The 11,966-nt window shown below is 67.4% G+C and carries 10 protein-coding genes; 2 read left to right on the top strand and 8 right to left on the bottom strand.

Features of this window, described 5'->3' with window-relative positions:
• Positions 1-127: 127 nt before the first annotated feature.
• The 7 genes from SB816_RS16630 to SB816_RS16600 form a co-directional block, all read right to left on the bottom strand.
• Positions 128-1,687, bottom strand: a complete 1,560-nt coding sequence (locus SB816_RS16630) for an ABC transporter substrate-binding protein (RefSeq protein WP_144654926.1) — start codon at positions 1,685-1,687, stop codon at positions 128-130.
• Positions 1,688-1,877: 190 nt separating this feature from the next.
• A complete protein-coding gene (locus tag SB816_RS16625) occupies positions 1,878-2,498 on the bottom strand; it encodes a GntR family transcriptional regulator (RefSeq protein WP_049071990.1) in 621 nt (206 codons plus the stop codon).
• A 90-nt stretch (positions 2,499-2,588) separates the two neighbouring features.
• Positions 2,589-4,244, bottom strand: coding sequence for an ABC transporter ATP-binding protein (locus SB816_RS16620; protein ID WP_175142137.1), 1,656 nt, complete (start codon positions 4,242-4,244; stop codon positions 2,589-2,591).
• Positions 4,241-5,062, bottom strand: a complete 822-nt coding sequence (locus SB816_RS16615) for an ABC transporter permease (RefSeq protein WP_049071983.1) — start codon at positions 5,060-5,062, stop codon at positions 4,241-4,243. The genes SB816_RS16620 and SB816_RS16615 overlap by 4 nt, the downstream gene beginning before the upstream one ends.
• Positions 5,059-6,003, bottom strand: a complete 945-nt coding sequence (locus tag SB816_RS16610; protein WP_006393367.1) for an ABC transporter permease — start codon at positions 6,001-6,003, stop codon at positions 5,059-5,061. The genes SB816_RS16615 and SB816_RS16610 overlap by 4 nt, the downstream gene beginning before the upstream one ends.
• A 58-nt stretch (positions 6,004-6,061) precedes the next feature.
• On the bottom strand, positions 6,062-6,925 hold the full coding sequence (locus tag SB816_RS16605; RefSeq protein WP_410547300.1) for an alpha/beta hydrolase: 864 nt from the start codon (positions 6,923-6,925) through the stop codon (positions 6,062-6,064).
• A 595-nt stretch (positions 6,926-7,520) separates the two neighbouring features.
• Positions 7,521-7,946: an Lrp/AsnC family transcriptional regulator gene (locus SB816_RS16600; RefSeq protein ID WP_047992161.1), complete on the bottom strand. Its 426-nt coding sequence runs from the start codon at positions 7,944-7,946 to the stop codon at positions 7,521-7,523.
• 294 nt (positions 7,947-8,240) lie between these two features.
• Between SB816_RS16600 and SB816_RS16595 the strand changes: the two genes are divergently transcribed.
• Positions 8,241-10,397: a TonB-dependent receptor family protein gene (locus SB816_RS16595; RefSeq protein WP_410547299.1), complete on the top strand. Its 2,157-nt coding sequence runs from the start codon at positions 8,241-8,243 to the stop codon at positions 10,395-10,397.
• Positions 10,398-10,488: 91 nt separating this feature from the next.
• On the opposite strand, the gene SB816_RS16590 is transcribed toward SB816_RS16595, so the two are convergent.
• Positions 10,489-11,400, bottom strand: a complete 912-nt coding sequence (locus SB816_RS16590; RefSeq protein WP_410547298.1) for a DUF808 domain-containing protein — start codon at positions 11,398-11,400, stop codon at positions 10,489-10,491.
• A 163-nt stretch (positions 11,401-11,563) separates the two neighbouring features.
• Between SB816_RS16590 and SB816_RS16585 the strand changes: the two genes are divergently transcribed.
• Positions 11,564-11,872: a DUF1272 domain-containing protein gene (locus SB816_RS16585; protein WP_054501633.1), complete on the top strand. Its 309-nt coding sequence runs from the start codon at positions 11,564-11,566 to the stop codon at positions 11,870-11,872.
• Positions 11,873-11,966: the final 94 nt, after the last annotated feature.

The raw sequence follows: 11,966 nt of genomic DNA, 5'->3' as shown, positions 1-11,966 counted from the left end.
GGCTGTGACGAAGATGACGAAGGGGAAGTCCGGAGCGAACGCTCCGGACCGCAATCGTAGCCCCGCGCACGCCAGGCCAACGCCGCCCCGGACGGCCCCAAAAAAGAGACCGCCCGAAAAAAGCGACTTACTTGCCAACGATCTTGGTCTCCCAAGCCCGCGGCTTCCCCTCCCAGACCGAAAACCCCTGCACCCGCTTGTTGGTCGCCCAAGCATCCGCCCCGTTATAAAGCACCAACAAAGGCGTCTGCTCCAGCATCAACGCATGCAGTTGGTCAAACAGCTTCTGCCGCTTCGCCGGATCCGACTCCAGGAAGCTCTCATCGATCAGCTTCTGCGCCTCGGGATCATCCCAGACCTTGCGCGGCTGCTTGCTCTTGTCGCCCGCGAACTGCTCGAAACTCAGCGCCGGATCGATCCGCGACGAGAACGTGAACGAACTGATCTGGTACTTGCCCGTGTTGTAGCGGTCCAACTGCGTGGCCCATTCCAGCACCTCGATCTTGGCATTGATGCCCACCGCCTGCATCATCGCCTGCGCGATCACCGCCACCTGGTAGCTTGGCACATGCGCGCGCTTGTTGGCGTAGATCACGATCGGCTCGCCCTTGTAGCCCGCTTCCTTGAGCAACTGCTGCGCGCGCGCCGGATCGTATTTGTAGGTGCGCTTCTCGGCTTCCTGGTAATAGGCCGAGCCGGCATACACCGCCGAATTGTTCAACTGCCCCAGCCCTTCGGAAGCCGCCGCCACCACCTGCGGAATATCCAGCGCCGCCGCGATCGCCTGGCGCAGCTTGACGTTCTTTAGCACCGGATCCTGCGTCTGGAACAGCAGCGTGTGCTTGGTGGCGTCGTGCGGGCTCATCACCGACACCGCCGCATTGTTCTTCAGCTCGGCCACGTCGGTAATGGTGATCTGGCTCGCGTCGATCGCGCCCGACACCAGGCCGGCCTTGGCGGTCGACGGGTCCGGCACCACCAGGAAGCGGACCTCGTCGGCCAGCGGACGCTTGGCGCCGACGTAACCGTCCGGCTTGTCGCCGGCGCCGGGCGACACGTAGTCCTTGAACGCGGTCAGCAGCACGTATTCGCCGCGCTTCCATTCCTTGAACTGGTACGGGCCGGTGCCGACCGGCTGCTTCCAGGAGCCATCGGCGTTGACCGAATCCTTGCTCAGGATCGCCGTCATGCCACAGTCGGTGCGCGCCAGCGAATCGAGAAACACCGCCGACTTGCGGTCGATCTTGATGACGACCGTTTGCGGGTCCGGCGCGGTCACGTCCGTGACCTTCAGGCCGTTGCGGCCGTCGAAGTCGCTGCGGCAGCGCCAGTCCGTCTTCGGATCCATGTAGCGCTGCCAGCTCCAGAGCACGTCGGCCGAGGTCAGCGTGGCGCCATTGTGGAACTTGACGCCGTCGCGCAGCTTGAAGGTATAGGTCAGGCCGTCTTCGGACAGGTCGACCGACTTGGCCAGCAGCGGCGCCACCGTGCCGTTCTCCCGGTAACCCACCAGGCCCTCAACCATGTTCAGCACCACGCCGTCGGTGGTGTTGTCGCGGTTGACGCCCGGATTGGTCGAGCGGATGTCGGCCGGCTGGGCGATGGTCAGGGTGGCGGCATGGGCCGCGCCCGCGGCGGCCAGGGCCAGGCTGAGCGCGAGCGCTCGGGAAACAGGAAGGTGGTGCATTGTGGAAATCCCCCGGGGGCATGCGGCGCCGGATTCATAACTATATTGGCGCCAAAAATAGCTGCCCATTATGAAGACTTGCGGCTGGGGCGGTATCCGGGGTATCCCTGAAGACGGCCCCGAAATGACCGCGGCGGCCTCCTTTTCAGGAAGGCCGCCGCGAAAACCGGGCCATCGCGCCCGCGGGGGGTCAGGAAATGTCCTGCCCGACGTGCTGGGCGATGATCTTCTGCAGGCGCTTGACGTCGCGCGCTTCCAGCGCCTCGACCATGTCGAAGTGCTCCCGCGCCGAGATCTCGATGCGCGAACGCGTCACCCATTCCTTGGCGGGGGCCGCCGGGCCGCGCGCCCGGGTTTCCTGGATCAGCGCCGCCAATTCGCGGTTGGAGCACATGTCGTACATCCCGGCGTGGAACGCCAGGTTGACCTCGTACTGCTCCAGCAGGGTGCCGTCCTGCAACAGCTTGGAAAACCGCTCGGCCAGCGCGCGCAGGGCGCGCACCTTGGCCGCCGTGACGTTGGGCATCAGGTCGGCCGCCGCGCCGGTTTCCAGCAGCACGCGGATGTCGCGGATCTGCAGGTGCTGATCGGGGTCCATCGTATAAACGTGATAGCCCCGGTTCGGGATGTGGGCGATCAGCCGCTTGGCGGTCAATTGATCGAGCGCCCGCCGCACGTCCAGGCGCTTGGCGCCGTAGCGTTCCTGCAGATCGATCTGTTTCAGCCACGCGCCAGGGCCGTATACCCCCGACTGAATATCCAGGGCAATACGGTCAACCAGGCCCGGCTGTGTCGCCGCCGCTTTCGGCATGGACCACTCCCGTGAATCAAATCCAAACCGCGTATTTTATGCATAAGTCCGCGCCGCAACGGAACTTCCGCCCGGCGCGGACCCGTCCCCTCAGGCCGTAACTCGCGACGGCTCCGGCTGGTCCAGCCGCCAGCGCAGGCGCACGCCGCCGGTTTCGGTCGATTCCAGGGCCGGAATCGCCGACAGCAGGCTGCGGGTGTATTCCTCGCGCGGCTGGTCGAACACCGTGTCGCGCGTGCCCTGCTCCACGATGCCGCCGTCGCGCATCACCACCACCCGGTCGGCCACCTGTTCCACCACGCCCAGGTCGTGGCTGATGAACAGGCACGAGAATCCGTGGCGCTCCTGCAGGTCGGCGAACAGGTCCAGCACCTGTGCCCGCACCGTCACGTCCAGCGCCGACACCGGCTCGTCGGCAATGACGAAGGACGGCCGCCGCACCACCGCGCGGGCGATGGCCACGCGCTGGCGCTGGCCGCCGGACAGTTCGTGCGGAAAGCGCTTGGCGTATTCCGAGCCCAGGCCGACTTCGGCCAGCACTTCGTCGACGCGGCGGCGCTTGTCGGCGGCCGGCATGTCGACCAGCATGCGCAGGCCCTCGCCCACCAGCTCGCCGATGGTCATGCGCGGGTCGAGCGACGAATACGGGTCCTGGAACACCATCTGGCAGTTCAGGCGGTAGTCGCGCCAGGCCGGGGAACGGCGGCTGACCGGCTGGTCGCGGAACAGGATCTGGCCTGATGTCGGCGCCAGCAGGCCGGCGATGGCGCGGCCCAGCGTGGTCTTGCCCGACCCCGAGCCGCCCACCACCGCCACCACTTCGCGCGGCTTGACGTGCAGGTCGATGCCATTGAGCGCGCGCTTGGCGCCGGTGCGCGAGAACAGGCGCTGGTGGCCGGCGTAATCGACCACCAGGTTCCTGACCTCGACGATCGGCGCTTCCTGGATCGGAGGCCGCGCCGGCAGGCGGCGCGGCATGGCGTCCAGCAGCTTGCGGGTGTAGGGATGCTGCGGGCGCTCGAGGATGCCGGCGGTGGTGCCGGTTTCCAGCACCTTGCCGTGCTGCATCACCACCATGCGTTCGGTGTAGCGCGCCACCATCGGCAGGTCGTGGCTGATCATCAGCACGGCCGTGTTGTGCTCGCGCGTCAGGTCGACCATCAGTTCCAGCACGTCGCGCTGCACCACCGCGTCGAGCGCGGTGGTGGGCTCGTCGGCGATCAGCAGCGCCGGCTCCAGCAGCATCACCGAGGCCAGCATCATGCGCTGGCGCATGCCGCCCGAGAACTCGTGCGGCCACGCCTCGACGGCGGCCTTCGGATCGCGGATGCCGACGCGGCGCAGCATCTCCAGGATGCGTTCGCGGCGCTGCGCCGTCGACAGGTCGCGGCGGTGCAGCTTGAGGCCCTCGTCCAACTGGCGTCCGATGGGCATGGACGGATTGAGCGAGGTCATGGGTTCCTGGAACACCATGCCGATGCGCGCGCCGCGCAGCTTGCGCAGCTCGGCCGGGCGGGCCTGAGTGACTTCCACGCCCTCGAAGCGGATCGAGCCGCCGGCCACCACCAGCGGCGGCGGCGTCAGGCCCATGATGGCGCGCGCCGCCTGGGTCTTGCCGCTGCCAGACTCGCCGACGATGCCGACCATTTCGCCCGGCGCCACCTCGAAGGACACGCCGCTGACGATCTCGCGACCGCCGCGGCCGACGGTCAGGGACAGATTCGATACGGTAACCAGTGCGCTCATTGCACGCCCCTCATGCGGGGATCGAGACGGTCACGCACCGCGTCGCCCAGCAGGTTGATCCCGAGCAGCGCGAGCGCGATGGCCAGGCCCGGAAGAATGGAAAGATAGGAGGCCTGCGCCATGAACGGCCGGGCGGCGGCCAGCATGTTGCCCCAGGTGGGCGCCGGCGGCGGCACGCCCAGGCCCAGGAACGACAGCGCGCTTTCCGCCAGGATCACCCAGCCGAACATCGAGGTCGCCAGCACCGTCAACGGCGCGACGCAGTTGGGCAGCACGTGGCGCACCATGGTGTAGAGCTCGGAGTTGCCCAGCACGCGCGAGGATTCGATGAACTCCTTCTCGCGCAGCGACAGCACCGTGCCGCGCACGATGCGCGTCACCGACGGCGTATAGGCCAGGCCCAGCGCCAGGATGATGCCGTACTTGTTGGCGCCGACCACGGCCAGCAGGCCCAGCGCCAGCAGCAGGCCGGGAAAGGCCAGCAGGGCGTTGTTGAAGGCCATGATGATGCGGTCGGTCCAGCCGCGCACGAAGCCGGTCAGGGTGCCGACAATGGTGCCGGCGATGATGGCGAAGCCCACCGTCAGCAGGCTGATCCAGACGCTGCTGGACGCGCCGGCGAGCAGGCGCGACAGTTCATCGCGGCCGAACTCGTCGGTGCCCAGCAGGAAGTCGCCGCCGGGCGGCTTGAGCCGCGCCACGAAGTTGATCTTGAGCGGGTCGTGCGGCGTCCAGAAGGCGCCCATGATGGCCGCGACGAGCATCGCCGCCACGATCACGCCGCCTATCAGCGCGTTAGCTGCAATTCGCTTTTTCATTCGGCGGTCACTCTCGGGTCGAAGATGGGATAGCAGAGGTCGATCAGCAGGTTGACGATCACGTAGATCACGCCGACGAACAGCAGGCAGCCCTGGATCACGGGATAGTCGCGGGCGAAGATCGAATCCACCAGCAGCCGGCCCAGGCCGGGAATGGTGAACACGGTTTCGACCACGGCGATGCCGCCGAGCAGGTTGCCCAGCACCAGGCCGATCAGGGTCCAGGTGGGACCGAAGGCGTTGCGGAAGGCGTGGCGCATCAGCACCGCGGACTCCGACAGGCCCTTGGCGCGGGCGTGGGTGATGTAGTCCAGGCGCAGCACTTCCAGCGTGCTGGCGCGCGCCATGCGCATCAGCACGCCGATCTCGTGCAGGAACAGCGTCAGGATCGGCATGGCCAGGTACAGCAGGCCGGCCTTCCAGTCTTCGCCGATCGACACGTAGCCCACCACCGGCAGCCATTGCAGCTTCAGGCCGAAGAAGATCAGCAGCAGCAGGCCGAGCCAGAAGGTGGGAATGGACACCAGCAGCGTGGCGGTGCCGACCAGGATCAGGTCGGGCGCTTTGTTCTGCTTCCACGCGGCGATCATGCCGGCGGGCACGGCCACCAGGGCGGCGAACAGCACGGCCACCAGCACCACGCGGCCGCTGATCAGGAAACGGTCCCACACCAGCGGCAGCACGGGCTGGCCGGTGTTGATGGACGAACCCAGGTCGCCGTGCAGCATGTTGCCGAACCAGATGCCGAACTGGGTCGGCCAGGTCTGGTCCAGGCCCAGCCGCGCGCGCAGGTCGGCCAGGGCCGCCGGCGTGGCCAGGTCGCCCAGCAGCAATTGCGCGGGGTCGCCCGGAATCAGGCGGATCATGACGAACACCGCCACCGCCACGATCAGCAGTGTGGGAATGGCCATGACGATACGGGATAGCGCGAAACGCAGCATGGCCCTCTCCTATCGCGGCAGGCAGGCGCTCGCGCGCCCGCCGATCGGGTTGTCGACGTTATTCATTGCGCAGCTTGCGCAGTTCGGCGGCCAGGAAGTCCTGCACCTGGCCGACGCACTTCAGGCCGTCGTGGGGCACGTTGTCGACCACGTCCAGCACGGCCTTGACGCCAGCCGCCTCGAACGAGCGGCGCAGCGATTCCAGGCGCTCGGGGCGCGTGGCGCCGGCGGAGTTGGCCCCGGGCATGAAGAACTTGCCGCCTTCGCGGTGGGTGATTTCCCAGGTCTCCAGGTCCGCCTTGCCGACGATCATGTGCACCGCGACCTGGCGCAGGGCCTCGATGTCGACGGCCTTGCCGAAGCGGGCCTCGGCGCCGCGCACGCCGACCCACCAGTCCTGGGTGGGGTCGAGCAGCGTGACCGAGCCGGGCGCGCCGATCGAGGTGGCCCACAGGGTTTCGGGGTGCAGCAGGGTGTAGCGGTTGACGAACTGGCCGCCGCCCGAATAGCCGAACAGGGCGAAGCGGGTGAAGTCGCGGCCGAATTTCTCGCCGACTTCGGCGACCATGCCTTGCAGGATGTGGTCGTAGCGGATGTCGCCTTCGATCAGTTGCTTGAAGCCGTCGCGGTTGCCGTCGCCGAGCGGGCTGACGGGGAACAGCGGGCACAGCACGATGCAGTCGTTCCAGCGGGCGAATTCGGCGAAGGCGTCGCGGTATTCGACGAAGGCGCGGCCGGTGCCGTGCATGATGACGACCAGCTCCATGGGGTGTTTGGCCTGGTCGATGTGCGGGGGGACGTACATGCAGTACGAGAAGCGCGGGTCGATGCGCGAGGCGAAGACGGTGCTGTGGCCGAGGTCGTAGATGGCGCGGGCGCGGGCGGCGTCGGGGGCCAGGGCGGGTGCTGCGGTGGACTGCATGGTTTCCTCGATTCCCGGGCGGGGGTGTGCCGGGGGGGTGTTGCGGGCGGGTATGGTTGACTAAATTGGCGCCAATTTTAGGAACCAGGTGTGGGTGGGGGCAAGCGGGGGGAATCCCTAACGGGTGGTTCTTGACCTTGCCCCGGGGGGATGGGTCGGGCGGCTAGGGCTGTGGTTCTTTTGACGCGGGGTGGCCGGGCCGGGCGGAGGGCGGGGCTACGATTGCGGTCCGGAGCGTTCGCTCCGGACTGCCCCTGCGTCAACCTCGTACGCCTTCGGCTCCCTACGGTTTCCCTTGGGCGCATCTACACGCCCCGCCCTCCGCCCGGCCCGGCCACCCCGCTGCGTCAGCGCGTTTCGAGACGCCGCCGGGATGTGTCACGTGCTTGGGCTTCGTGGCGATGTTGTGTGGAGTAGGAAGATCTTGCGGGGTCGCCCAAGGCGGCCGCGCGGGCGGCCTTTTTGGGCGTTCAGCGGTGCGGCGTCGACGTCCGGGTTTGCGGAGATGATGTAGGCGTCGTCAACAGGAAGGGTAGAGACAAGAGCGGCGATTTTGCGCTCTGGGAGGGACGGTCGCAAGGATGGGCGGCAGGGCTCAATCGAGCTTGTAGCTTTTCAGGTGGATGCTGGTTTCCGTGGCGGAGATGGCCTTGATGAGGCGGACGCGGTCCAGGACGCGGGACATTTCCTCGATGTTGGCGACGCGCAGTTCGGCCAGCAGGTCCCAGCGGCCGTTGGTGTCGTGCAGGGCGACGACGGCGGGATCGCCCAGGAGGATGCTGACGACGCGGCGGGTTTCGTTGCCGTCGACGGCGATGTTCATCCAGGCGCCGATCTGGTCGGGTTGGGATTCGGGGCGCAGCCGGACGGTGTAGCCGACGATGATGCCCTCGTCTTCCATGCGGGCGATGCGGTTGTTGATGGTGCCCCTTGATACGTCGAGCTTCTTGGCCAGGGTCGCGACGGTTGCGCGAGCGTCGGCGCGCAACAGACCCAGCAATTGCTGATCGAGTGTGTCCATGATTGTTCCCGCTAAAAATTGGCGCCAATTTCACATCTTATACGGATTCGACGCGATACCGGCGCGCGCCATCGGGCGCACGGTCCTGGCGGGCGGTGGCGTGTTTTTGCCACGACCCCAATTTACCGCGTTTGGATTGGCGCCAATTTTTGCTATATTTCGGGCCGGTCGGGCAAGGTCCGACTCGGCTCGTGAGCGCCCCTGGTAGTGGTCCGCGCCGAACCAGTAAAGATTCTCAATGTGATTGACGCTCGTATTAATGACGCGCGCCCTCCCCCGCTTCCTGGACTCCCAATGCCGATTCCTTTTCCCCCGCGACGCCTGACGCTCGCGCTGGCCATGCTGACGCTGGCCGCCCACAGCCAGGCGCAGACCGCCGCAGACGCCACGCCCGCCGACAACACCCTGGGCGCGATCAGCGTCGTGGGCGACTGGCTGGAAAACCCGAATGAAGAGAAGGTGCTTGAACATGGCGGCGCGCGCACGATCATCGAGCGTTCGTCGTTCCAGGACACCGGCGCGACCAACGTGCGCGATGTGTTGCGCCGCGTGCCGGGCGTGCAGGTGCAGGAAAGCAATGGCACGGGCGGCAGCGATGTGTCGCTGAACGTGGGCGTGCGCGGGCTGACCTCGCGCCTGTCGCCGCGCTCGACCATTCTGATGGACGGCATTCCGCTGGCGGTGGCGCCCTATGGCCAGCCGCAGTTGTCGATGGCGCCGGTGTCGCTGGGCAACCTGTCGGCGGTGGACGTGGTGCGCGGCGCGGGCTCGGTGCGCTATGGCCCGCAGAACGTGGGCGGCATCATCAACTTCGTGACGCGCGCGATTCCGCGGGACTTCACCGCCGACGCCACGGTCGAGACCGACATGTACAGCCACGGCGGCGTGAAGACCTCGCCCAGCGCATTCATCGGCGGCACCAACGAACGCGGCCTGGGCGGCGCACTGCTTTATTCCGGCACGCACGGCAACGGCTTTCGCGAGAGCAACGACCGCGTGGACATCGATGACGTGATGCTCAAGGGCACCTATCGCATCGGCGCCGACGACAGCGTGTCGGCCGCGCTGCATCACTACGAAGGCCGCGCCGGCATGCCGGGCGGGCTGACCGCGCGGCAGTATTCCGACGACCCGTTCCAGTCCACCCGGCCCTACGACAGTTTCACCGGCCGCCGCACCGACGCCTCGTTCCGCTACAACCACGACGACGGCATCAATAAGTTCGAGCTGCTGACGTACTACACCGACAGCTTCCGCGGCAGCAGTATCGAGACGGAGGGCACCGGCGCCAACGCCGGCAAGCGCCGCCTGACCTTCAACCCGCGCAACTATCACACCTTCGCGATCGAGCCGCGCTATTCGCGCCTGTTTCGCGGCGCCGACGTGACGCAGGAGATCAGCGTGGGCTACCGCTACCTGAAGGAAGCCAGCGACGAGCGCGCCTCGCGCACCGCGTTCTACGTGCCGGACAGCGGCTTCGACGCGCCCAACGCGCCCAATCCGCAGTACCAGTACCGCACCGGCGGCACCACGGCGCATGCGGTCTACATCGATGACACCATCAACGTGGGCAACTGGACCATCACGCCGGGCCTGCGCTATGAATTCATCGACTCGTTCCTGAACGACAAGTCCAATCCCGCGGCCAGGACCCATACCAGCATCAAGTCCGAAGAACCCCTGCCCTCGCTGTCGGTGGTCTACCACGTCAGCGAACAATGGAGCGTGTTCGCCAACGCCGGCCAGTCATTCGGCCCGCTGCAGTACTTCCAGATCGCCTCGACCACCAACGGCCTGCATCCGGAAAAGGCCACCACCTATGAAGTGGGCACGCATTTCAATAGCGGCGGCTGGAAGGGCGAGCTGACGCTGTTCAACATCGACTTCGACGACGAACTGCAATTGCGCGGCGGCACCAACGGCGGTTCGGACGCCTGGACCAACCTGGGCGCCACCCGCCACCGCGGGCTGGAGACCGGGCTGTCGTACGACCTGGGCGAACTGTCGGCGGCGCTGTCGGGCCTGTCGTTGTACGGCACCTATACCTACACCCAGGCCACCTACAAGGCCGGCGTGTTCGAGGGCCGCGACCTGCCCTTCTATTCGCGCAACGTGGCCTCGCTGGGCGCGCGCTACACGCGCAACCAGTGGACCTTCAACGTCGACACCTTCCTGCAGTCCAAGCAGCGGTCGCCCGGCGCGCCCGACCCTGGCGCCCGCTACCAGACCGAGGAAAGCGCCAACGGCGCCTACGGCGACATTCCGGGCTACGGCACGGTGCACGTGCGCGCGGCCTACGACTTCGGCAAGCAGATGCACAACCTGAACCTCGCGCTGGGCGTGAAGAACCTGTTCGACAAGCGCTACTTCACGCGCTCCACCGACAACAACGCGGGCAAGTACGTGGGCATGCCGCGCACGGTGTACCTGCAGGCGTCGCTGGCGTATTGATCGGGCGCCGGCGCGTGCGGCGCCGCTTCGGCGCATGCGCCGGCGGCACGGCGGGCTGAACCCGCGCGTTCATCGCGGGATCTCGGCGCCGCTATTTGCCCAACAGGCGCTTGACGCCAGCGACCACGCCCAGCGTCACCGCCCCGGCAACGATGCCGAACAGCGCGCTGAGCAAGGTCGACACCAAGGGCGGCAGCAGGCCGCCGCCGCTGGCCGCCGCGACGTGTTCGATGGCCGCGCCCAGCGGCGCGATGCCGTGCGTCAGGATGCCGCCGCCGACCATGAACATGGCGGCGGTGCCCACCACCGACAAGGTCTTCATCAGGTAGGGCGCGGCCGCCACGATGCGCTTGCCGAACCAGGCGGCCAGCGCGGCGCGGCGGGCGCTCAGGTACAGGCCCAGGTCGTCGAGCTTGACGATGCCTGCCACCAGGCCGTAGACCCCCACCGTCATGACCAGGGCGATGCCGGCCAGCACCACCGTCTGACGCAGCAGATCGGCGCCGGCCACCGCCCCCAGGGTGATGGCGATGATCTCCGCCGACAGGATGAAGTCGGTGCGCACCGCGCCCTTGATCTTGTCGCGCTCGAAGGCCACCATGTCCACCGTCGCGTCCTGCAGCGCCTCGGCGCGGGCGGCATGGTTGCCCTCGGCGGAGTCGCCGTGCGGCAGGAACTTGTGGGCCAGCTTCTCGACACCCTCGAAACACAGGAACAGGCCGCCGGCCATCAGCAGCGGCGTCACGGCCCAGGGCGCGAAGGCGCTGATCACCAGCGCCGACGGCACCAGGATGAGCTTGTTGATGAGCGAGCCCTTGGCCACCGCCCACACCACCGGCAGTTCGCGATTGACCGGCACGCCCGAGACCTGCTGCGCATTCAGCGCCAGGTCGTCGCCCAGCACCCCGGCGGTTTTCTTGGCCGCCACCTTGGTCATGACGGAGACGTCGTCCAGGATGGTGGCGATGTCGTCGAACAGTGCGAAGAAGCTGCTGCCTGCCATGGCGGATTCCGCAAAGTGGAGATGCCCGAGTGTACAGGCGCCCGCCGGCCAGCAGACGCGTCCCGGACATGGCCGTTTCCGCCCGTTACTTGTCCGGAGGCGGCGTGGGCGCCCACCTGCTGTCCGCGTATGCTGGCCACCAGTCCGCCCGAAGGAGACTTTCATGCTCGAATTGCGCCCTAGTTGTGAACACTGCGACGTCGACCTGCCGCCGGCCTCGACCGAGGCCCGCATCTGCAGCTTTGAATGCACCTTCTGCGCGCGCTGCGCCGACGAGGTGCTGGGCAACGTCTGCCCGAATTGCGGCGGCGGCTTCGCGCCACGGCCGGTGCGGCCGGCCACGGACCGGCGCAATGGCAATTTCCTGGGCAGGTATCCGGCGGCGGCCGAGCGCAAGCACCGGCCGGCCGACCTGGCCGCCCACGCCGCGCTGCGGCAGGCGCTGCGCGGCATCCCGCCACAGGACCGCTGAAACCGCCGGGCCCGCGCGCCGCGCATCCCTCGCCGCCACGGCGGGACAGGGAGCCGGCGTGCATGAGTCCGCGTGCCGCCCTGCAGGCGGCGCG

This window comes from Achromobacter sp. SIMBA_011, assembly GCF_046535435.1.
Classification (GTDB): Bacteria; Pseudomonadota; Gammaproteobacteria; order Burkholderiales; family Burkholderiaceae_B; genus Achromobacter; species Achromobacter dolens.
Note: the sequence above shows the minus strand (reverse complement) of the source record. Positions and strands in the feature narration are given on the sequence as shown.

Bases quoted from the DNA above. Each gene is read 5' to 3' on its own strand.
- SB816_RS16630 (WP_144654926.1), bottom strand. From the start codon at position 1,687: ATGCACCACCTTCCTGTTTCCCGAGCGCTCGCGCTCAGCCTGGCCCTG.
- SB816_RS16625 (WP_049071990.1), bottom strand. From the start codon at position 2,498: ATGCCGAAAGCGGCGGCGACACAGCCGGGCCTGGTTGACCGTATTGCC.
- SB816_RS16620 (WP_175142137.1), bottom strand. From the start codon at position 4,244: ATGAGCGCACTGGTTACCGTATCGAATCTGTCCCTGACCGTCGGCCGC.
- SB816_RS16615 (WP_049071983.1), bottom strand. From the start codon at position 5,062: ATGAAAAAGCGAATTGCAGCTAACGCGCTGATAGGCGGCGTGATCGTG.
- SB816_RS16610 (WP_006393367.1), bottom strand. From the start codon at position 6,003: ATGCTGCGTTTCGCGCTATCCCGTATCGTCATGGCCATTCCCACACTG.
- SB816_RS16605 (WP_410547300.1), bottom strand. From the start codon at position 6,925: ATGCAGTCCACCGCAGCACCCGCCCTGGCCCCCGACGCCGCCCGCGCC.
- SB816_RS16600 (WP_047992161.1), bottom strand. From the start codon at position 7,946: ATGGACACACTCGATCAGCAATTGCTGGGTCTGTTGCGCGCCGACGCT.
- SB816_RS16595 (WP_410547299.1), top strand. From the start codon at position 8,241: ATGCCGATTCCTTTTCCCCCGCGACGCCTGACGCTCGCGCTGGCCATG.
- SB816_RS16590 (WP_410547298.1), bottom strand. From the start codon at position 11,400: ATGGCAGGCAGCAGCTTCTTCGCACTGTTCGACGACATCGCCACCATC.
- SB816_RS16585 (WP_054501633.1), top strand. From the start codon at position 11,564: ATGCTCGAATTGCGCCCTAGTTGTGAACACTGCGACGTCGACCTGCCG.